At 36.3% G+C, this 23,060-nt stretch carries 13 protein-coding genes and 3 pseudogenes; 8 read left to right on the top strand and 8 right to left on the bottom strand.

The window, feature by feature from the left end:
* Nucleotides 1-1,308: 1,308 nt before the first annotated feature.
* On the bottom strand, nucleotides 1,309-6,018 hold the full coding sequence (locus tag GGR08_RS00470) for an NAD-glutamate dehydrogenase domain-containing protein (protein ID WP_183193457.1): 4,710 nt from the start codon (nucleotides 6,016-6,018) through the stop codon (nucleotides 1,309-1,311).
* A 267-nt stretch (nucleotides 6,019-6,285) separates the two neighbouring features.
* Between GGR08_RS00470 and GGR08_RS00465 the strand changes: the two are divergent.
* From GGR08_RS00465 to rpsP, 4 genes and pseudogenes are all read left to right on the top strand, one after another.
* Nucleotides 6,286-6,866, top strand: a pseudogene (locus GGR08_RS00465) (carbonic anhydrase).
* Between the two features lie 230 nt (nucleotides 6,867-7,096).
* Nucleotides 7,097-8,665 (top strand): signal recognition particle protein, encoded by a 1,569-nt coding sequence (gene ffh, locus GGR08_RS00460; protein WP_183193636.1) that lies wholly within the window; start codon nucleotides 7,097-7,099, stop codon nucleotides 8,663-8,665.
* A 24-nt stretch (nucleotides 8,666-8,689) separates the two neighbouring features.
* Nucleotides 8,690-9,018, top strand: a pseudogene (locus GGR08_RS00455) (chorismate mutase).
* A 16-nt stretch (nucleotides 9,019-9,034) separates the two neighbouring features.
* Complete coding sequence (gene rpsP, locus GGR08_RS00450; RefSeq protein WP_183193456.1) at nucleotides 9,035-9,409, top strand: 30S ribosomal protein S16; 375 nt, start codon at nucleotides 9,035-9,037, stop codon at nucleotides 9,407-9,409.
* Nucleotides 9,410-9,541: 132 nt separating this feature from the next.
* On the opposite strand, the gene GGR08_RS00445 is transcribed toward rpsP, so the two are convergent.
* Nucleotides 9,542-9,757: a DUF1674 domain-containing protein gene (locus GGR08_RS00445; protein WP_183193455.1), complete on the bottom strand. Its 216-nt coding sequence runs from the start codon at nucleotides 9,755-9,757 to the stop codon at nucleotides 9,542-9,544.
* Between the two features lie 83 nt (nucleotides 9,758-9,840).
* Between GGR08_RS00445 and htpX the strand changes: the two genes are divergently transcribed.
* The 3 genes from htpX to GGR08_RS00430 all read left to right on the top strand — a co-directional run bounded on the left by htpX (nucleotide 9,841) and on the right by GGR08_RS00430 (nucleotide 14,124).
* Nucleotides 9,841-10,887 carry a zinc metalloprotease HtpX gene (gene htpX / locus GGR08_RS00440; RefSeq protein ID WP_183193454.1) on the top strand — a complete coding sequence of 349 codons (1,047 nt, stop codon included), beginning with the start codon at nucleotides 9,841-9,843 and terminating at the stop codon, nucleotides 10,885-10,887.
* 62 nt (nucleotides 10,888-10,949) lie between these two features.
* Entirely contained in the window at nucleotides 10,950-12,314 is a 1,365-nt protein-coding gene (locus GGR08_RS00435) for an RsmB/NOP family class I SAM-dependent RNA methyltransferase (RefSeq protein WP_183193453.1), read from the top strand.
* Between the two features lie 64 nt (nucleotides 12,315-12,378).
* The gene (locus GGR08_RS00430; protein ID WP_183193452.1) at nucleotides 12,379-14,124 is read left to right on the top strand and encodes a heparinase II/III family protein; all 1,746 of its coding nucleotides are present in this window, start codon (nucleotides 12,379-12,381) and stop codon (nucleotides 14,122-14,124) included.
* A gap of 2,449 nt (nucleotides 14,125-16,573) precedes the next feature.
* Here the strand turns inward: GGR08_RS00430 and purH are convergent.
* The 6 genes and pseudogenes from purH to GGR08_RS00415 form a co-directional block, all read right to left on the bottom strand.
* The gene (purH, locus tag GGR08_RS00425) at nucleotides 16,574-18,193 is read right to left on the bottom strand and encodes a bifunctional phosphoribosylaminoimidazolecarboxamide formyltransferase/IMP cyclohydrolase (RefSeq protein ID WP_183193451.1); all 1,620 of its coding nucleotides are present in this window, start codon (nucleotides 18,191-18,193) and stop codon (nucleotides 16,574-16,576) included.
* A gap of 513 nt (nucleotides 18,194-18,706) precedes the next feature.
* A complete protein-coding gene (locus tag GGR08_RS08080) occupies nucleotides 18,707-18,928 on the bottom strand; it encodes a transposase (RefSeq protein WP_246350061.1) in 222 nt (73 codons plus the stop codon).
* Nucleotides 18,929-19,007: 79 nt separating this feature from the next.
* On the bottom strand, nucleotides 19,008-19,319 hold the full coding sequence (locus tag GGR08_RS08075) for a transposase (protein WP_246350059.1): 312 nt from the start codon (nucleotides 19,317-19,319) through the stop codon (nucleotides 19,008-19,010).
* Between the two features lie 456 nt (nucleotides 19,320-19,775).
* Nucleotides 19,776-19,886 (bottom strand): helix-turn-helix domain-containing protein, encoded by a 111-nt coding sequence (locus GGR08_RS08070; RefSeq protein ID WP_246350057.1) that lies wholly within the window; start codon nucleotides 19,884-19,886, stop codon nucleotides 19,776-19,778.
* A 39-nt stretch (nucleotides 19,887-19,925) separates the two neighbouring features.
* A pseudogene (locus GGR08_RS08065) lies at nucleotides 19,926-20,329 on the bottom strand (IS607 family transposase); the annotation flags it as partial.
* A gap of 1,294 nt (nucleotides 20,330-21,623) precedes the next feature.
* Nucleotides 21,624-22,409, bottom strand: a complete 786-nt coding sequence (locus GGR08_RS00415) for an SURF1 family protein (protein ID WP_183193450.1) — start codon at nucleotides 22,407-22,409, stop codon at nucleotides 21,624-21,626.
* 291 nt (nucleotides 22,410-22,700) lie between these two features.
* Between GGR08_RS00415 and rpmB the strand changes: the two genes are divergently transcribed.
* Complete coding sequence (gene rpmB / locus GGR08_RS00410; protein ID WP_183193449.1) at nucleotides 22,701-23,006, top strand: 50S ribosomal protein L28; 306 nt, start codon at nucleotides 22,701-22,703, stop codon at nucleotides 23,004-23,006.
* Nucleotides 23,007-23,060: the final 54 nt, after the last annotated feature.

The raw sequence follows: 23,060 nt of genomic DNA, 5'->3' as shown, positions 1-23,060 counted from the left end.
CATTCGATTTTATGCTTTTCAAAAGCATTTCCAATTGTGTCATTTTCAATGATGAAGAATGAGATTGTGCTCTCTACGTGAAATAGAATTAGAATAAGTTTATATGATTCATGCATTTATTTAAAAAATATTTTTTGATATCTCTTATTTCATGATGATATTATAATTTAACATGAAATCCATTGTGCATTACTATTTTTAGGCTTGTGAAAGAGAAAGCGAGCATTAATGGGATTTCTTAATTTCCTCTAATATTAATATCGCGACAATTTTCTTTCATTAATGGGTTTATTAGAGGTATTGTTTACTTCTTTTTTATAAGTGTTTTGTTCATGTGATTTTTGCATTCATGACATACAAGGGGAAATCGGGTGGTTGATTCAAAATAAATAGATTTAAAATGTAAGGAATTTAGAATATCTCCATTCTCCTTCAATAGGTAAAATTATATAATTATGATTGTAAATCAATATATTATATTTTTAGAATGAAGATATTTGATAGAAAAATTTGAACTTGTTTTTTGTTCAATTCATGAAAAGTTTTGATATTTTGCAGTGCTTATTTTTCTTGCAAATCAATGATTTTCAAGCATTATTCTTTATTGTAAGTAGTCTGCTTACGCATCGCTTCATGTTTTTGTTTCTCATATTCTTTAATGAGGTCAACGTCCCTTATGTAACATTGGATTGCCAATTTACGTGCTTATTTGAAAGAAATATCTCTTAGTGCATAAGCCCAGTTTGCAATGGCGCTTGTCGAATAGGGTAACGATAAAGCTATTGAGTGTCCACATTTTTATGCTTATGCAGGAACAAGCAGGCACTATCACACTATTTGTCAGCTCCTAATGTTACGGATAGCTTTTGGTACTTGAAATGATTCATAAGAGGTATTTTTACTTCTTTTTTGTATAGTTTTTCTCACACACTTATTCCGTTTGTGCTTTGTTAGGGTATGGTTTTGATTCATTAATAATAAATAGATTTGGAATGAGAGTATCTTACAGTTTTCAAAGTTATAATGTGATAGGAACAATGATAAACTATTATTAATTAGCCATGGATGGATAAAATGGAGAGAAATTCAACTATTTTGCACAGTTTTTAAGTTTGAAAGTTTATGTTTTTAAATGAAGTAATCGATTCTGCTGTCGTTTTGAAATTGTTAAAAACAATTCTGTTGTAATTAAATAGCAAGATTTTTATTTTAGGTGCTTTGCCTAAAAATGCAAACTCTTGCTCTATATTGCTGGGTTTTTATGGAAAGGGATAGAACGAAAATTTTAATAAGTTGTTTATACTTGTTTTAAGTTTGAAAGCCAGTATTTTGAAGTTGAGAAATTAGTCTTGATGCAAAAATAAAACGAGAAATATTGAGATCATTTTCAATAAGGGCACGAATGCGGTTTGTAATATTGTGAATATGATCTTCACCTGTTTTTTTCCAAGTATCAAAAGGATCTTCTTTTTTTCCATAATTTTTGAGGATTTTCATAATGATTTGCCGTAAACTTTCGGAAACGTTTTCTTTGGCTTGGCTTAAAGCCATACTGTCATAATAATCTAGAATGGGAATTGTTTGACTAGCTTCATTAATGCGGTTTATACGGATAATTTGTGCAAGTGAGTAATAAATTGCTGCAGTTTTAATCAGATCACTATTGCTTTGTTTTGCAATCAAAGAAATATCACAGACTATTGGTGCAGCTTCCAAGAGAGCTAATTGTTTTGCTAATGCTTTTGGTGCTCCTTCTTCGTTATATTGTCGTGCTTTTTCTTCAATCTTTTGATTAATCTCGTTATCGTGAGAATGCAAAAGCTCTTTTTCAATAACACTACGAGCTTGCTTTATTGTTTTTACAATTTCTTCTAATGGATGTGAGAGATCCATGTTGTGCAATCCCCAATTTGTTGTTTCAAAGAGCATGGGGATCATTGTTGCGTAGAATTTATTTTGAACAAGACCAGGTATTTTATTATCAAGCTTATCAATTTGATCAGACAATTGAGGAATTTCAAAACCATCACGGATGGCAATGAAAACGCGAATAATATTTTCAGTCTTTTGTTCTGTTGCTTCATGTAGTCGGTTAACAAAAGTGGGTCCTCCACGATTTACAATATCGTTGGCAATCAGCGTTGCGATAATATTCCGACGCAATTGATGGTTAATAATTTCCTTCTCAAATTTTTTTTGAATTTGGGTTGGAAAATAGTTCAGCAAGGCTGTATTGAAATAGTGATCCTCAACAATGGGGCTATTAGCAATTTCCTCTTTTAGGGTTAATTTAGCATATGCAAAAATAACAGCGAGTTCTGGGCGGAGAAGACCTTTTCCTTGGGCTATTCTCTGTTGTAAAACTTGTTCATCTGGGAGCATTTCAACTCTGCGATCTAGAAGTTTTTTTTGTTCCAAATCACGCATAAAGCGTATTTGATAGGGTAAATCAGCAGTGCTTTGGTTTTCTGATAAAGAGAGAGCAAGAGGTTGTAGATAATTATTGCGCAAGACGAGTTGTTCGACTTGAGGCGTCATTTTTTTCAAGAGTTTATTACGTTCTTCGCGGGTTAGTGTTTTAGCACGTAGGGCTGATTCAAGAACAATTTTGAGATTGACTTCAATATCAGAACAATTTACCCCAGCAGAATTGTCGATAGCATCCGTGTTGCACCGACCACCATTTGAGACATATTCAATCCGTCCACGTTGTGTAACACCAAGATTAGCTCCTTCGCCAATAATTTTTGCACGCACCTGCTCTCCCGTAATGCGGATTGCATCATTTGCACGATCACCTACTTGGGCATCGTTTTCTGTTGCAGAGCGGATATAAGTACCAATGCCACCGAACCATAAAAGATCAACAGGGGCTTTGAGAAGAGCAGAAATAATTTCAAAGGGTGTTCCTGTTTGTTTTTCGAAACCAATAGCTTGTATTGCTTCGGGTGAGAGAGTAATGGTTTTCTCTTTTCGTGAGAAGATACCACCGCCCTTTGATAATTTTGTTTGATCGTAATCTTGCCAGCTTGAGCGAGGAAGCTTGAAGAGGCGCATACGTTCTGCATAACTTTCATCGATGTTTGGATTTGGATCGATAAAGATATCGCGATGATCAAAAGCAGCAATCAATTTTGTTTGTTTAGAAAGGAGCATTCCATTGCCAAAAACATCACCAGACATATCGCCAACACCGACACAGGTGAAAGGCGTTGTTTGAATATCGTGATCAAATGATTCTCGAAAATGTCTTTTGACAGCTTCCCACGCACCTTTGGCTGTAATAGCAATGGCTTTGTGATCATAGCCTGCTGAGCCGCCAGAAGCAAAAGCATCATCGAGCCAAAAGTGATTTGCTTGGCTGATGGCGTTGGCTGTATCAGAAAAGGTCGCTGTCCCTTTGTCTGCTGCTACAACAAAATAGGGGTCAGGATCATCATGACAAATGACATTATAGGGGGTACTTATTTTACCGTGAATCAGATTGTCTGTGATGGAGAGCAAAGCTGTGATAAAGTCTGTATAAGCTTGTCGGGCTGCCTCTATAATGACAGCACGGTCACTTGTTTGGGGAAGGCGATGGGGATAGAATCCACCTTTTGCGCCGGCAGGAACGATAACTGCATTTTTAACTTGTTGGGCTTTGACTAAGCTGAGGATTTCAGTGCGATAATCTAAGGCACGGTCAGACCAACGAATTCCGCCACGAGCAATAGGTCCAAAACGCAAATGGACCCCTTCAACTTCCGGTCCGTAAACAAAAATTTCTCGATAAGGACGTGGTTCAGGCAAACCTTCAATCTGGCGCGGATTTAATTTTGTGGCTAAAATACGCCGTGAACTTCCATCAGGAAGAGGTGTAAAGGCATTAGTTCGTAAACTTGCATCGATAAGGTTACAATAACGGCGTAGGATGAGATCATCATCTAAACCAGATACTTTTCGTAATTTTTCTTCAATGCGCGTTCGAATGATTGATTGATTTCTTTTCCGTTCTTTTTCTGAATGGCTTGGATGAAATTTTAAATGAAATAAAGCATAAAGATCTTGGGTAATAGCAGGATAAGCATTTAAAGTTTGGGCAACGCGATCTTGCGAATAAGGAATTCCAGTTTGTTGAAGATAGCGTCCATAATGGCGCAAAATAACAATTTCATGCCAATTAAGTTCAGCTGTTTGAGTGAGAGCATTAAAAGCGTCATTATCAGCATTTTGTGCCCAAATGGCTTCAAAAGTTTCGGCGTGTTTTTGACTATCTTTTTCAAAGTCGATACAGGATTGGAAAGTACTTTCTAGTTGCATATTATGAAGATATACAGATTGCCCATTGCCATCTGGTAATTCGAGGGTTTGTTCTGCAATAACGCGAAACCCCATATTTTCAAGGAGTGGTACACGTTTGGAAAGGGCAAGTGCTTCATGACGGTGAAAAAGTCGAAGAGAAATGCACTGTTTTTCTTTGTTTTTGACGTGATAAAAGGTTACGAAAAGGGGCTTTTTATCATGAAGGCTTAGAATATGCCCGGCATCGTTAATAGCATCTTCAGCTGAGAATAAATCACGATAACTGTTGGGGAATTCGCTAGCTAGCCGTATTTGTTGCTCTGTTGTTTTGTGGGTAAGAGCGATGGCTTGAATACTGTCTTCCCAACTTTGTGCAATCGAACGTACATGTTGTTCGAGTGTGGAGCGCTCGATAAGAGAAACAGTTTCGTTTCCTTTGCGATGGATGATATAATAGACACGTATAAGGGTGCTTTCCAAAAATAGCGGATAAGATTCAAAAAAGTCGCCTTTATAGAGCTCAACAAAATGTTCGCCAACTTTTTCACGCAGATTGCTGCTGTATTGGTCACGAGGTACGTAGACAAGGATTGAAACAAAGCGCCCAAAAGAATCAATATGAGCAAGAACTCGTAAACGTGGACGCTCATCTAATTGTAAAATAAGTTTACTATTTTCTGTCAAAGTATCAACATCAGAACGAAACATTTCATCTCTTGGATAAGTTTCCAAAACACTGATAAGTGCTTTTCCTGAGTAATCGGCGTGATTGTGGCCAAGCCGCTTAATGATAGTTTGGGCTTTTTCTTTTAAGAACGGAATTTGCAAAATAGAGCGTGTATAAGCTGAGGAGGTAAAAAGTCCTACAATGCGTAATTCTCCACAAAGTTGGCTTTCTTTATCAAAGATTTTAAGACCAATATAATCGAGCCAAACAGAGCGATGAATTTTGGAGCGGCTATTAGCTTTTGTCACGATAAACAGATTATCGCTTTCCATGAAGGATAAAACCTCTTGAGGAGGTTCTTTCATATTTTCATTGTCAACAATATGAATAGAAGCATTCGTAAGTATACCAAGTTCAATGTTACTGGCTGTAAAGGATTTTAGATTTTTTTTGTCTTTGATAAAGTTGTAAGTTCGCATACCAAGGAAGATGAAATTATCGTCCATTAGCCAGTGAAGAAATCCAATAGCTTTTTCGCCTTCTTGTTTGTAGTGTAGGGGAAGGTTTATTTGGTAAGAACGAATATGCTTTTCAACTTCTTCAAGCATAGGTTTCCAATCTTGTACAGCAGCGTTAACCTGTTCAAGGACTAAGGTGAGTTCATTTTCAAGTTTTTGTGTATGTTGTTTGTTTAGTGATTCGATGTGAATTTGCATCAGACTGATGCGTTTTCCAGAAGCACAATCAAGAATGGGATGTGCAATCAAATAAATATGATTTTTGTGTTGATTGAAGACATTTAAAATAGAATCTAGAAGGAAGGGTTTGTTATCATTGACAAGTGTGATAACGGTTATAGGTCTGTTATTACGGGTTAAATTTTGTTCAAAGCGGATGGTATTTTGCCCCGTTTGATGGAGATTAAAAGTTTTTACTGCAACGGCTGTAGCTTTTTGAAGCTCTTCATTCTCGTAATAAGCAAGATCTTCTTTGTCAGTTTGAGCAAAAAGGATTTGTTCTATTTTATCTTGAGTGTTTTTTGTTGTTGATGCTTTTGGGTGTAACACGTTTATTCTCCCTTTTTGCCCTTAGGATCTTTTATTTCTCTTCATATTATAAGAGCAAAATATTATACTTTTGTACTGTAACACTTTCTTTCCAAAGAAAATAGCTCTTTATTTGGAAAGGATGGATTTATGTTTGCTATTTTTTAGTAATAATTTGTGCTTTAAAGAAATATTTTGCATCAATGAAAGGATATTTTTAGTATTTTTGTATGTTAATAGTTTGTTTTTTTAATATACAAATAGAAATACAAAAAAGTTAAAGAAAAAATGACGCGTTTATCGGAAAGATTTTTAAGTGGTTACCAAAATTTTATAAATAATCAGGTTTCAGATAAAACAGTCCATTAATTGGTAATTGAGGAGTGGAAATCTGAAGTTTTGGTCCTTACTTGGTTGTGATTCGCGTGCAATACTAAAAATGATTTTTAATGCTAAACCAGGAGAAATTTTTACCTTGAGCAACCTGGCAAATGTGGTTATTTCTTTATTTCTGATAACAAATATTTTTTGATTATGCTTATTGTGGGGGGAGTGTGTACTGCTCTTAAGGAGGCGTGTAATACTTTATAAGAAAATGATTTTATTGGACAATGGATAAATCTTTTAGCGCTAGCAGCAGAGATCGTTTTAAATAATAAGTCGCTGTTTTGGCAGGAAAAAAAGATGGGATTAGGGCAGCTTTCTATTCGCCATTCATAGAGACGTTTCCGTGGATAAAATTTCGTAAGAATCAAGGTTTTTTAATATTGCATGGAGTTTGGTTTGATATCTTTAACGGAAAATTATGGAGTATGGAACAGGAAACAAGTTATTTTATGTGTGTTAAAGTTGAAAGTTTTAAAGCGTAGTATTTGCTGTTTTTATTTCTTCGTATAAAAAGACATTTTATGATAAATCTTGACAAAGGTGGGGTTTTATTGTTTGAAGGAGCGAGCTTTCAGTGACAAAATTAACTTGGAGCCACCGACTGAGACCCCGGTTTAAGGGTATAAAGAGATCTCAGAGGTCAACATCCGACGGCGCGACGCGTTCTCGGATGCTACTTTGGTTTGTTTGTTATGCAGCAATGAGGTAAATGATGTTTGAATCTTTGCAAGAGCGTCTTGGTTCTATCCTGTCTCATTTGACAGGACGTGGTGCTTTGTCAGATCAGGTTGTTGCAGAGGCTCTGCGCGAAATTCGTCGCGCTTTATTGGAAGCTGATGTTGCTCTTGATGTGGTCCGTTCTTTTACTGATAGGGTTCGTGAAAAAGCTGTTGGAACTGAAGTTGTTAAATCAATTAAACCTGGTCAAATGGTGGTTAAAATTGTTCATGATGAATTGATTCATATTCTTGGAAATGAAAGCGTTCTGAGTGATTTGAATGCACCAGCTCCAGTTGTTATCATGATGATAGGTTTGCAAGGTTCCGGAAAAACAACTACAACGGTAAAGCTTGCAAAACGTTTAACTGATAAGCACAATAAAAAAGTTCTCATGGCATCATTAGATACACGTCGTCCTGCTGCACAGGAGCAATTGCGCCAATTGGGAGAGCGGGCGAAACTTGCAAGTTTGCCTATTATGGCTGAACAACTGCCCATTGATATTGCAAAACGTGGCGTCCAAGCTGCTAAATTGGGTGGTTATGATGTGCTTCTTCTTGACACAGCAGGACGTAATCATATTGATGAAACCTTGATGCTTGAATTGGCTGAAATTAAAGCGTGTACCCTTCCTTATGAGATTATGTTGGTGGCTGATAGTTTGATGGGGCAAGATGCTGTTCATCTCGCCCGTTCTTTTGATGAGCGTGTAGGAATTACAGGGATTATTTTAACACGTATGGATAGTGATGGGCGTGGTGGGGCTGCTCTTTCCATGCGGGCTGTTACAGGTAAGCCAATTAAAGCAATTGGAACTGGTGAAAAAATAGACGCTTTGGAAGAGTTTCATCCCAGTCGTATTGCTGATCGTATTCTTGGAATGGGGGATATTGTTTCTTTGGTTGAAAAAGCTGCTGAAACAATGGATCATGAGAAAGCCGCTGCTTTTGCGAAAAAAATGCAAACTGGAAAATTTGATCTGAATGATCTTGCTGAACAGCTGCAGAAGATGAAAAAACTTGGTGGAATGGGCGGTATTATGGGCATGTTGCCAGGCTTGGGGAAGGTCAAAGAGCAGATTGCTGCTGCTGGTCTTGATGATCGGTTGTTTAATCGTCAATTAGCTATTATTTCATCTATGACACCTCGAGAGAGGGCGAATCCAGAGCTTTTAAAACATAGCCGAAAACAACGAATTGCTAAGGGATCTGGTACAACAGCGGCTGATATTAATAAACTTTTGAAGATGTATCGCCAAATGGCCGATATGATGAAAGCTATGGGTGGTAAAGGCAAAAGTGGTTTAATGGAAAAAATGTTGGGAGGGATTGGTACCAAAATGGGATTTGGAAGTAGGGAAAATTTGAGTGGAGATTCTTCGGCTATGCCTAATTTATCTGGATTGGATCCGAAGCAATTTTCAGCACTTCAAAAGCAGATCGAGAACGGTAATGGAGGGAGATTCTTACCCGGACTTCCGAAACATGGATCTACATTTCCTACTCTTTTCAATGGAATTGCCGATGGGGGAAAAAATCCTCAGCATTCTAAGAAAAAATAAAATGCAAAGAGGAGCAGGAATATGATGCAGGAAACAGTATTGAATGAATTGGCACATTTACGAGCATCTATTGATAATTTTGATGCAACCTTGGTTCATGTTTTAGCAGAGCGTTTTCGTTGTACGAAAGCTGTTGGGCACTTAAAAGCACGTTATGATTTGCCTAAAGTGGATCCTCTGCGGGAGCAACATCAGGTAGCCCGTTTGCGACAATTGGCTATGGATAGTCATCTTGATCCTGATTTTGCTGAAAGATTTTTGAAATTTATTCTTAAAGAAGTTATGCGTCATCATGAGGTTATTGCTGAAGAGCAAAAAACAAAAAAATCAATTTAAACGAAAGCCAGAGCTGACAATAGGAGATAAAATATGGCATTAAAAATTCGTTTGTCCCGTGGAGGTTCAAAAAAACGTCCTTACTATCATATAGTCGTTGCAGATGTTCGTAGTCCGCGCGATGGGCGATTCCTTGAACGTGTTGGTGCCTGGGATCCAATGTTGCCTAAAGATAGACCAAGGGTAAAACTTAATGAAGAACGTATCCAGTATTGGCTTGGACAAGGAGCTCAACCGACAGATCGCGTTTTACGGTTCTTAGATGCAGTTGGCTTAAAAAAACGTCCTATCCGAAATAATCCACATAAAGGTGAACCAGGTAAAAAAGCACAAGAACGTATAGCAGCAGCAAAGCAAGCGGCAGAAGAAGCTATGGCAGCGGCTGAAACAGAATCTGCTTCAGCATAAAAAGCACGATTGTTTAATCAACGCACCTTTAAAAGTTTTAGAAGAGTAAATGTTATCCCTTTTGTTTGTTAAAAATGGGACCTTCTTTCAAAAAGTGTTCTAAAACAGCATTGGGTCTTTAAAAGTTGAATTTTAAAAGTCAATAGCGCGGCCTTTAATTTCCCAATCTCCATAGCGGGAAGGGTCTTTTCCGCCGCGTCCACCATTTTCTAAAGGGTGCTCTTTTTTTGTTTCGCTTTTTCTCCTTTCTTCGGCTTCTTGGAGGGCACGTTGTGCGGCTGGAGAAAGGGATTGCTGTTTAACGGCAGTTGCATTTTTTTTGCTGGTTTTTTCATCTTTTTTATTCATTTTATATCTATGCCATTGAAGAAGAAAAAAGAAAACCCCATCATATAAGATTGATAGTATTTTATCGTGGAGTTTTTTTAGTAATGAATATAATGCGTACAACTATGCTTTTGGCTTTTTTAACTGCTCTCTTTATGGGGGTAGGTTATCTTGTTGGAGGGGGTAGTGGCATGGCTATTGCTCTTTTAATGGCAAGTGGTTTAAACTTTTTTTCTTATTGGAATTCAGATAAAATCGTTTTACGCATGTATGGGGCGCGTGAAGTTGATCAACGTTCAGCACCAGTTTATTATAAGATTGTGAGCGATTTAGCACAAAAGGCTTCTCTTCCTCAACCAAAAGTTTATGTTATTGACAATGCTCAGCCAAATGCTTTTGCAACAGGACGTAATCCACAAAATGCAGCTGTTGCTGCAAGTACTGGATTATTAGAGCGTTTAAGTGCTGAGGAGATTGCTGGAGTTATGGCTCATGAGCTCGCACATATTGAGCATCGTGATACATTAACAATGACTCTAACCGCAACAATTGCAGGAGCAATTTCAATGCTTGGTAATTTTGCTTTTTTTATGGGAGGGCAGCGCAACTCTTCAGAAGATTCTAATAGTGCTGGAGCAATTGGAGGATTTCTTGCGTTGCTTGTAGCACCTTTTGCAGCGATGCTGGTGCAAATGGCGATTAGTCGTACGCGTGAATATGCTGCGGATCGGAGGGGAGCTGAAATATGTGGTAATCCTTTATGGTTGGCTTCAGCATTGCGTAAAATTGCTGATGGGGCGTATGGGGTATATAATGAAGAAGCAGAGCATAATCCAGCAACTGCACATCTGTTTATTATTAATCCTCTGAGCGGTGAAGGAGCAGATAGTCTTTTTTCGACGCATCCAGCAACTGAAAATCGGATTGCTGCTCTTTATCGGCAGGCAGAAGAAATGAAAGGGATTCTTGCAAAAAGTGTGGGATGGAATAAAGAAGGCAATATACATGAAAAAAACAACGCGATGAGCAGTGGAGATTTTCATCCTGGTCAGATTTATACATCGGATGAGCAGAAAAATAATACCTTTCAGCGTGTTACAAAACGTCCTTCTTGGCTGCGTTATGAAAATTCAAAAAAATCTCATTCATAGAGTTAGTGAGGGAGCTCTTGATAAAACATTGTCCGCCAAAGCACCAATATAAAGGTGTTGTTTTGAAACACAAAAAAGTGGGGTATGTGTTTGAGAAAAATGTTCCAGGATTAGCTGTTCGGCAAGTGTGTGTGCGTCTTTTAGGCGCTATACTTGATAAGTGTACGCCTCTTACTAGTTTAACAGATAATGAACATGGACATCCGCAATATTTAAAGCTTTCTCAACGAGATCGTTTATTATGTCGGGCTATTTTGCTAGTGGCGTTGCGTCATCGAGGGCAAATTACAGCAGTTCTCTCACGTTTTTTGGTCCGTCCTTTGCCGTCACAAGCACTTTCACTTCAGCATCTTTTGCATATTAGTATTGCGCAAATTCTTTATCTTGATATTCCTGATCATGCAGTTGTCGATTTAGCTGTACGTGTGGCGAAATTTGATCCTCGTATGTATCGTTTTTCTGGGGTAGTGAATGCTCTTTTGCGCAATATTGTGCGGGAAGCAGCGATTTTACGTCAACAAGTTTTTACCATTGAAGATGTTCCAGCGTGGTTTGGACAGCTTTTAGTGTCAACTTATGGAATAGAAAAGGCACATCAGATTATAGCAATTCAAAGTGTAGAACCCCCTCTTGATTTGACAGTAAAATCTGACAGTGTTGGATGGGCTGAAAGACTTGGCGGTGTGGTGTTGCCCAATGGTTCTGTTCGATTGAATCGTTTGGAGTGTTCTATTGCTGATTTGCCAGGTTATCATGAAGGGATTTGGTGGGTTCAAGATTTTGCCGCAGCACTTCCTGCTCGTTTACTAGGAGAGATTCGGGGTAAAAATGTCGCTGATCTTTGTGCGAGTCCTGGAGGGAAAACAGCACAATTGGTTTTGCAAGGGGCGCAGGTGACAGCAATTGAGCTGTCTGCTAACCGTTTAAAGCGTTTAAAAGAAAATATGGAACGGCTTCAGTTTTCAGTTCATACTTGGCATGGCGATGTAAGAAATTTCCATCCCACACAGCTTTTTGATGCAGCCCTTCTTGATGCTCCTTGTTCTTCTACAGGAATAATCCGCCGCCATCCAGATATTTTATGGACAAAGTCAAAGAATGATATCATCAAGTTAGCGGCGTTGCAATATGATTTGCTTGTTGCAGCAATTGCTTTGGTAAAGGAGGGGGGGCGTATTATTTTTTCAAACTGTTCGTTGGCAAGAGAAGAAGGTGAAGATCTTATTGAAAAAATTTTATCGACACACAATAACATTGTTTTAGAACCTATTTATCCAGAGGAAATGGGAGCATTGGCACACTTGCTTTATGAAGGGGTGTTGCGTACAACGCCGGTGGATTTTTGTCATAGAAATTTTGATGCTGAGAAAACCGCATTTCTAGGAATGGATGGTTTTTTCGCTGCGCGATTACGAAAAGTTGCTTAATTAACGCTTCATTTACAAAAATGATCGAAATTATATTTGATTCAGCATAAATGGAGATGGAATTTTGGTAGTTGCGGTGAAAGTTCCTCAAGTGAAATTGGCAGCTTATATAGATACGTTGCAGCAAGTCATGCGACGTTTATGGGTTGGGCCATTGTTTCGTTGGCGATTTTCAGGGTTTCGTCCTCATAAAATTTTAGCACATCCTATTGATTTGCATGCAGCTGACCCGATGATGGCGCATGAGTTTTATCATGGTCGTTTTGCTTTTGCTAGTCATATTGTTCATTCTGGTGCTGTTTCGCCATTTTCATTGATTCCTCCAACGCTTGAATGGGAAGCAGCTCTGCATGATTTTCATTGGTTGTGCCATATGAAGGCGGCAGAAAGTGATTTAGCTTCTGCACATGCACGCTCTCTTTTAGAAGATTGGCTTGACCAGGCTGGTAAGAAGGTAAAAGGGCTTGCCTGGAGCGGTCCTGTCGTGGCGCGGCGTTTGATTTCGTGGATTTGTCATTCAAAAATGTTGTTAGAAGGGGCAAGTGAGCGGTTTGAAAAACGCTTTTTGCGTGCGCTTGGTTTGCAATTTCGTTATTTGCGTGTAACAATTTGCAGTATGGAGCACAATGATCAACGCTTACAAGCAGCAGTAGCGTTGACTTTCGCATCTCTTGCTTTGCCTGTTTCTGCAACAGTGAAAAAAAAAGTACAAACTACGCTTATCGAAGAACTTTCGCGTCAGATCTTGGTTGATGGCGGCCATATTTCCCGTAGTCCTATCATTTTGCTTAATTTGTTATCAGATTTATTATCTTTACGTCATCTTTTTATGCGGAGCAGTGAAACAGCACCACGTATTTTGGTTGATTCTGTTGAGCGTATGTTGCCAGCTTTGCGATTCTTTATTCATGAGGATCAAACATTGGCGCATTTTAATGGAGTTGGTTCTCTTGTATTGGAACAGTTATCCGCACTTTTGGAGCTTGATGAAACAGGAGGGCATCCTTTTAGTTATGCTCGTTATTCAGGATTTCAGCGCTTAAAAGCCAATCAAACAACCGTGCTTGCAGATACAGGAAAGTTTCCACCCCGCTCTGTGGCACAGCAGGCTTGTTCAGGGTGTTTGTCTTTTGAAATGTCTTCGCAAGGGCGCCGTTTTATTATCAATACCGGTGTTAATTCTGATGGGCGGGAAGATTATCGACATTTAGGGCGTGTGACTGCAGCTCATTCAACAGCTACGCTTAATGATTGTTCAGTGGGTGTTTTTTATAAAAAAAATAAAAGTGGAGCTTCTTTTTTGGTTGATGGACCAACGGATGTCCAAGTGCGTCGTATAGAGGATTCAGAGAAGATCGGTTTTATTGCGAGCCATAATGGTTATGTGCGTTCCTTTAATTTTATTCATGAGCGTGGTCTTGTTTTGGCGACAAATGGAGATGTGATCGAGGGGTTTGATCGTTTTTTTAGGCCTAATAAAGGGAGAAAAAGACATAAGAGAGCGCAGAGTGAAAAAGATTATGTTGCTGTTCGATTTCATCTTCATCCACAAGTTGAGGTTAACTATGATGGCAGGCGTGTATGTTTAGCCATAAAAAACGAGAACATGAAGGATGAGCAAATATGGTATTTTAGTTCATTTGATGCAGAGATTTATCTTGAAGATTCGATTGATTTTACAGAATCAATAGGTTCGCAGCGGACACAACAAATTGTTTTATATTTTCGTCCTGCATTTCAGGAAAAAGTTCGTTGGCGTTTTATCCGTAAAGTGTTTGATAGAAAATTAGAACATTGTTCCAATCTATAGTTTATATATTGCGTTTTATCTTTGTACTACAAAGCGTTATTGTTTCTTGGGGTAATATTCTCAAAATTTGAAAATCATGTAAATTTTTATACATGAAGTATTTTGTTAGAGTATGTGAGATATCATCAATGGATCAGGAGAATCTTATGTGGTGGTGCTGAAGAGGGATTGAATCCAGAGAAACAGGGATGTTGATGGGTTATTGTTGACAGATCAACATTGGTTAAGAATCTTTATTCTTTAAAGGAGGTAGAGAAAATTAAGTTGTTGTTTATCTTCGTAAATTCTTGAATATACACTGTTATGATCAATATTTCTTTTTAAGAGAGATGCATTTTAAAGACAAGCAAATGTTTTTTGTAAATGCACATTCTTGTTTTAAAGGAATATCTATCAGTGTTTATTGTTCCTCTTTTATGATGGTGTTTCGAGTATGATATAAAAATTTCCTGTAGAATAGTGTAAACTTATTATGCACCCATTTTTATCGTTTTTGTTATTTTGCTGTATGACTTTCAAAAGCATCTAGATTAAGATCTTTAAAGAATATAGATCACATTTTATTTTGTAGTTTTGTTTTTCACATTTTAAGATGTTAATATATTGATTTGTATCGTTTATTTTTTGGAACTTAAATAAAATCTTCGAAGATTGTGAGATTCTTTTCTGTTTCTAGTAAATCGACTAAAATTATATGTGTGTACATTATAAGACGAGATAGCGTGTCGATAAAACTTATAGAGAAAAGAATAAAAATGGCTTTTTTAGATATTCTTAAATGTCGAGAATTACTGTATGAGGGGAGCTAGAAGATGGTATGATATTATAGTTTATTCCTTTATTAAACATAAAAGAAGGAATGTTCAGATGATTTTAATTCTTCATAAATGTTATTATGGGAGCGATGTGATAAACATTGAAAGATGTTACTCTAAAACAAGAGTGTGTAAATGTGCAACATAGAATGACATTTTAATTTTGGATCTTTTATTTTACCTGAAGAATACGGTTTTTATTAAAAAGCAAGAAAAAGATGTGGTAATGCACAATCTCTACTCTTTAAAAGATTAAATGTTTTTGAAAGTTGTCAAACCAAATAAAAAAATGATAGTAAAGACGAGAGTAGGTTTTTATCCCTGGTTCTTTTTTTCGCGAAATTAGCTTATCTCCCATTTTATAAATAAACTAAATTTATAATTCAATATTTTTTCTGCTATCTCATATAAAAAAGCTAATGTAGGAAAGCGTTAAATTATCTTAATTTTTTGTTATTATTGCATTAAGATTGAATGTTGATGGATAAGCAACAGAAAACAGTATGGGCTTTAGAAGTATAACAATGCCAGAAAAGGTAAAACATATTAGCATTGGATTGAAGAAATATTTCTCGGATTGTTTAGATATTTAAGCAAAGCAATGACAATAAGCTAGCTTTGTGTTTTTTATACGGATTTTTTGCGTTATCTTCATAAAGTTAGATTGATGGAGATCATTAATAATTCTTGGTCAAGAATAAAAAAGATGATGTGGTACTGCAATAGAGTTTTGTATGAATTCTGTATGGGTTATCATTTTTACGTTTAATAAGAAGTGCAAGTTGCGATTATTATATACTTTGTCACTCTAATATTGTGCGATAGCTTTATGCACTTGGGAATATTTATAAAAGGCCTTTTTATTTCTTTCTTGATCATTTTTTCTTTGACATCAACCTCGTTTATGATTTGCAAGCTAATATGAACTAATTTGAAATGGAAAAAACTTACAGTGTAAGGATAGCTCATTCAATGTGAAGAAATAATGAATTATATTTATAAATCAGAATTTTGACATTATAGAAACATTGAGGATTCAAGAAGCAATACATAACATTGGGCATGGAGGAAATCTAAACATTTTTTCTGCTCTAACCATAAAATGCTGATTTTTTCATACTAAAGCATTCTTTCAAAGATTCTTAAAGAAACTTTTAGGAAGTTTACGCGAATGACACTGTGCAGTTAAATCAATATGATCTCGACACCAAGATCATAGAGTTCATAGGTTGAGATATAAAGCATTAATGATTCAAAAATAACGGTGCAGATTACTGAAGAACATAGAATATGCAGATTCTTATACTCAAATTTTGTATACTATCCTTTAGTTTAAGAATACTAAAAAGAGTTGTGCTATAATGGTATATATCTACATATAAAAGAAACCATTTTAAATTTGTCTCATGTGAAAGAACAGCTAGTAAATCTATTAATGACGGGAGGGTTCTAGCCTTAAAACAATAACTAAATTATGTGAATTCGCTGCAGTAATAAATTTATTTATTATGTATAGATTTTCTGGATTGAATAACAGCTTCCATTTCAATAGTTATCAATCAACATACAATAATTATGAAAAACTCTTTGCAACATTTGTTTAATATCTTATATGAAGAGGAAGCAAAAAAATATTAATGGCGAAAGTGACGTGTTCCTGTAAAAACCATGGCTAAATTCTGTGCATCAGCTGCGGCAATAACTTCTTCATCTCGCATAGACCCTCCTGGTTGAATAACTGCTGTAGCACCTGCTTCAGCAGCTGCTAATAAACCATCTGCAAAAGGAAAGAATGCATCTGATGCAACCACTGATCCTTTTGTGAGAGTTTCTGTTAATCCTGCTCTTTGTGCACTTTCTGCTGCTTTATTTGCAGCAATTTTTGCTGAATCGATACGGCTCATTTGTCCAGCTCCAATTCCAACTGTTGCGCTATTTTTCGCGTAAACAATAGCATTTGATTTAACGTGTTTTGCTACGCGAAAAGCAAATTGTAGATCGCGCATTTCAGCTTGAGTTGGTGCTCGTTTTGTCACCACTTGTAATTTAAGATCATCAACTACCACATTATCACGTGATTGCACTAAAATACCTCCTGCAAGTGTTTTAGCAAGAAGTCCTCTACAACGTGGATTAGGGACACCACCTGTAATGAGCAAACGAAGATTTTTTTTCTTCGCAATAATTTTACGTGCAGCTATTGTCGCATCAGGGGCAATAATGACTTCCGTGAAAATTTTAACAATCTCTTCCGCACAATCTTCATCAAGGGTTTGATTTAAAGCAACAATTCCACCAAACGCCGATACATTATCACACATAAGGGCTTTCAAATAAGCTTTTTTTAAATTTTTTGCTTCTGCAACACCACAAGGATTAGCATGTTTAATAAGAGCAACAGCAGCAGTTTTTTGCGGATCAAATTCTGCCACAAGCTCGAAGGCTGCGTCTGTATCATTCAGATTGTTATAAGAGAGTGCTTTACCTTGTAAAAGTTTTGCTGTTGCAATGCCAAAGCGTTTTTCATTATTGCGATAAAATGCTGCTTGTTGATGTGGATTTTCTCCATAGCGCAGAACATTCTTAAGATTGCCAGAAAAACTCTGCCACGATGGCATTTCAATTTTTAAATCCTGTGCAAACCACGTTGCTATTGCTGTATCATAAGCCGCAGTGTGGGCATAAGCGCGCAGAGCTAACTGATGACGCATGGATAAGCTTAAACATCCATTATGCTGTTTTAATTCGGTTAGAATTGAATCATAGTCGTTTATTGCTGTTACAACACCGGTATAAGCATAATTTTTTGCTGCTGCGCGAATCATTGCTGGTCCACCGATATCAATATTTTCAAGAATTGTTTGATTATCAGTCTCTGATTGGATCGTTTCTTCAAAGGGATAAAGATTCACTACTAAAAGATCAATGCCATGAATATTGTTCTTTTCCATTGCATCTTTATGGCTAGGATTCTCTCTCACTCCTAACAAAGCACCGTGAATCAAAGGATGGAGTGTTTTAACACGTCCATCCATTATTTCAGAAAATCCGGTAACTTCAGCAACATCTTTTACAGGTAAACCAGCAGCTATGAGAGTTTTCGCTGTTCCTCCTGTTGAAATCAATTCTACATTGTAAGTAGCGTGGAGAACTTTTGCAAATGCAACTATGCCTGTTTTATCAGCAACAGAAAGAAGAACACGACGCACCTGATGAAGATCAGGCATAGGGAAATTTTTGCCAACAACACCCATAACAAAAGCCTTAAAAATAAAAGAGTTAAAATTCCAGCAAAACAAACTTATGCGTTTATAGCATAAGCCTTTAGAGAAATACATTAAAAGCATAAACTGCCTTATTAAAATATGCTAAGAATGATCTATTAGCCTATTATATCGTCATTGGAGATATGGTGATGTAGAATATGCACGCCTTATTGACCCATTAAATGTTTTTTAGTGCAAATGGATAAAAACACAATGCTGTTTTAAACAGTTTAGACGACAATAAGCGTATTTACTTTTATTCTTTTGCATCTATGTTTTAAAATGGTTTTATTTTTCATAAGAAATGTCTGTTGTTTTAGCGAGACACTAATGTAATGTGAAAACTATGAAAATATAGTTTAGAATGTTTCATGTCAGTTGATGTGTAATTCAGGTACAAAAGGACTATGATCAGCAGAAGAAAGGCTAAAATTATATTGAAAAAGACAAAGAGATTGTAGAATGATTTTAGTGCTTTTGGTGATAAAGCTAAGCAAAATCCTACTTCTTCGAGGCTGGTTTCACCAAAGTCACAAGACGTTGACCAGAGTTTTCCTCTCCATAAACTGACACGGTGGAATCTACCATCAAGTTTTTTAAATTGATTGCAGTATTGTTGTCTCTATCATGATGCATATCATAAGGAGAACATCTCCATTTACGTAGACTAAGAGGTAACTTTTCAGCCTTAGCCGCAATGATGACAAAATTTACTACTCGCATACTAACGATCTGCAATAACAATCTATCGACCATTGTGTTTCGCTTTATATGCTAATTAACGGCGAAACGCGTAAAAATCTTAATATGCAAGAGCACGCGATAAATGCCGATTTTTCAGCAAATCTTTTATATGAAGAACTTCGAGATAAAATATACCAAAACGCTGAATTAAATCTGTTGGAACCTTATGTAAATTATTTGTTCTGATATTGATTATCCGCGCATGAAGCTTAGTAAGTTTTTGCTTCCCTTTATCATGATTGCTCGAGCCTTTTCGTTGGTAACTTAGTCTTCGTAAGAAGTGCCGTAAACAATTTATTAAAACCTTGGAAGGTTTAACACCTCCTATGGTCTCTCCTGTCAAGAGTGTTGCAAGTGCATCTACGCCCAAATCAATACCAATAATAGCTTAGTTCTCGCTGTGTGGCTCTTGATTATTGGTTTCAACGCTAAGACTTACAAACCAATTATCTGTTTTATGGCTAATGGTTGCTGACAAAAACTTTCTTTGAAATCGTAATTATTTGCGTACGGACCCAACGACGTTTTATTTAAAAACGTTTTAAGTTTGGGAATTCTTATCTTGGAACCTTGCAGCTGTATTTGATCATTGGTTAAAGTAAAACGATCGTGCACTCTTTCTAAAACTGGGATATCAGTTTCTTTCTGAAAAGAAATTCTTAAAGGCCATACCCAACTGAATAATTGCTATTGGTGGGGCATTTTTAGTAATTTTCATGATTCATGGAACTTATTCTTGTTTTAGAGAATTGAATTGTCTACATAGCCCGTAGTCATTAGGATTTGGTAAATTATTATCTTTCTTCCATGCTTCATATTGTTGCTCCTATTCCTTCAGTGCCCAATTAGAAGAAAAACGCGTGCAACCAATGGCTTGAGCCATATAGCTTCGTTGTTTATTGTTTAAGTCTAGAGCTATTTTGTGAGCAACAATCATTGCTATGCTTCCACAGTTTGACGAACATTTTCTAATAACTTTTGATTTTTTCGAACGATTCTCATAATAAACGAACACTGGAGACAGTAATAATTTTTAAAACATCTTTGGCTAAATATTCTTCAAAATTTTTTTCTTCTGCCTGATTGAGAATGACAACCTCTATTTATTTGGCTTCACAAATGGCGAAGATCAATTTTGCACCAAAACGCAATAAACGATCTTTATGCGTAATCACCAAACGACCGATTCATTTTTCATGAGTACATCTAATAAACCTTTAAGGCCTTTTTTACGATAATTCACTCCTATCCCTCCCTAAATCAGCGATGATTTCATAAGTTCAACCTTGGCTTGCGCAATAAAGCTCGAGATCTGGTTTTTGTCGCTCTAAATTGTCTTTATTGATCATGGCTCGATATAAAAGCATAAGCAATAGTTTTCTTTATGACAGCTCTCTCGAATGAAAAGCTCAGGTCTCAGCTTGGATAGATCATAAATGGCTAGTGATAGCTTGCTAGATGCTCAGAAATAATTTTGCCTTCACCTTCTCAACGACGTAAAGTACTAATCGAAACACACAAAGATTAAGCTGTTTTATCTAGCTCAATAAATCTACTCATAATACATATTATTCAAAACGTATAAATAGTTTACAGAAAAAATGTTAACCCCTAGCCAAAGATTGTTATAGATTATCATCGTTGCTCTTTAATGGATATAATGTAAAGAATATGTGCGGATGCTTGTAAAAGAAAGAAACACAAAGCTTAAGTATATTGTTGTAAGGGTTTTGTTTAAATATCTAAAAATCTGGGCATATTTCTCCAATTCATTATTGGTATATTTGTAAATTTATGGTGTTGTTATGCCTCATAAAGCTTTTGTTTCTTGTAACTGAATATTTTTATGAAAAAGCAGATTTGAAATAAAAAACGCAGCTGGACGTTTTTTGCTATATTAGTTTTTGTATGCTCCATGAAGGTGAGAGTCTTGCATATATAAGTTTGAATAACCTCTGAAATGAGAAACAACTTAATGAGACAAGAATTATAAAATTGTAAAGATAGAAATGAAAACTTATCTTTCCGGTTATTTTTAAATTTGACTTTATGTTTTTCAAAAGTGTTTCTGACAATGTTTTTTAGGTGGAGATAATGCATTACTTTATATTTTGTGCATTATATTTTTAATGAAATTATGATTTTCATGCACAATCAAACGCGATTATATTGCGAATTTACATACGCTTATTTTAAAGAAACGTTTTTCAATGAGTTAACTCTCTTTTAGAATAGTCCTTTGAAGCGTATACGTAAATCCTTCGTGAATGGTATAATAGATCCATTGTAGGTTTATGATCTTTGCTTAATAAAGGTGGCATATCGCTATTCTCTTTAGTAGTTCTCAATATTTTAATAATTCTTGGTACTGAAGACGGAAGAGGTGTTTACCTTCTTATTTTTAATAATTTTATTTGTATGGTTATCTTTGCTGTGGAGAGTAAGGGAATAATTTTGATTGTTTCAGCATAGGAGGACTTGAAGGAAAGCTTCTTACGATGTCTAAGGTCTTTTTTAGTTATAAAGTGATAATATTATTTATATAAATCAAATATTTATATCTTTAAAGATCAATTTTGTAATGCATAAAATTCTCAAGACAACAATGTTAAGATAGGCTCTATTGCGAAGCATATTAATGACTCTATTAAGGGGTATTTTGCTTGTTATTTTTTTAGTTTTTTTGCCTTAACAAAAAAAGATAAGCACTTAACACCCCTGCAGCTAAAATAAACCACGTAATTGCGTAAACAAGATGATTATTTCGAAAATGTACAACAGTTAGACCAGGAACGGGAAGGTTTTCTTGTAAAGTTGTTTTTTTCCCAGCATCAATGAAATAAGGAGCAACAGTGGATAGACCAAGTTTTTGTGCCATAGCAGTAAGGTCGCGTGTATACCATAAATTCTTGTCGGGATTATTTTTGCGTGGGAAAAAACCATTTTTTTCACTCATGCGTAATAAACCTATGATTGTCATTTGTTTTGTGCCTGTGGTAGAATTTTGCTGAGATGAGACATTTGTATGGAATTGCTCTGACTGTTGGAAATTGTTACGTTCGTTCATGGGGATAAAGCCACGGTTGATAAAGGTCAGTGTATTGTCAGTGGTTTGTAAAGGAGTCAAAACCCAATAGCCTGTAGTATTTTGGGCGGTGGCAGTGACCAAAATATTTTTATTTGTTAAAAATTTTCCTGTGATAACGACAGGTTGATATTCATTTTTTTCAAAAGTAACATCTGCCCATTGATTTTTTGGGGGGGCTTTTATGGGGGGCAAGTGAATGCGCTGATGAACAGTGGTAATAAGATTTGTTTTCCAGTTTAATCGTTGTATTTGCCATAGACCTAATGCACTGAAGAGAAGAAAAAAACAAACACATAAAGTTCCAAACAAAAAAGAAGAAAAATGGACAGGATTGCTTTGAAGCTTTGTCATGGGGAACTCTTTTTTGCGCATGATTTACGCTTCCTTTCAGGATAATAAACTCCCATTTTAATATGGTGCAACTTTAAATTAGCATGGGGAGACTTTAAAAAAAATATTTTGTATGCCTTATTTCAGAAAAAGATGAAGAGTGTTCCTAGAAGAGATGAAAAAGGTCTTAATAAAAGACTTGACCTTTTATTGTTGACCCCCTATTAAAAAGAGACTCCCTAATGATGTCCGTTCGATGTGGTGTGTTGCGCGTGCGTTTTGTCGGTTGGATATAGGGATTTGAAAGTTTCTTAGAGTTTAAGGGTGAATTTTATGTCTCGTGCATGTGAATTGACAGGAAAGACGGTTTTGTATGGTAATAATGTTAGCCATGCAAATAATAAGACTCGGCGTCGTTTTTTACCAAATCTTTGCAATGTGACATTGATTTCAGAAGTGTTACAGCGAAGTTACCGCTTGCGTGTTTCAGCAAGTGCGTTGCGTTCTGTTGAACACCGTGGTGGTCTTGATGGTTTTTTGATAAAAGCAAATGATAAAGAGTTGTCGCAACGGGCGCGTTTGTTAAAACGCCAAATCGTTAAGAAAAAAGCCGAGCAAAGTGCCGAACAGGCAGCATAATTTTCAGCATCGTTGTTTTGGTTTTTTTTCTTTTTGATCGCTTTGTTTTATCGT

This window comes from Bartonella fuyuanensis (assembly GCF_014197255.1).
In the GTDB taxonomy this organism is placed as follows: domain Bacteria; phylum Pseudomonadota; class Alphaproteobacteria; order Rhizobiales; family Rhizobiaceae; genus Bartonella; species Bartonella fuyuanensis.
Note: the sequence above shows the minus strand (reverse complement) of the source record. Positions and strands in the feature narration are given on the sequence as shown.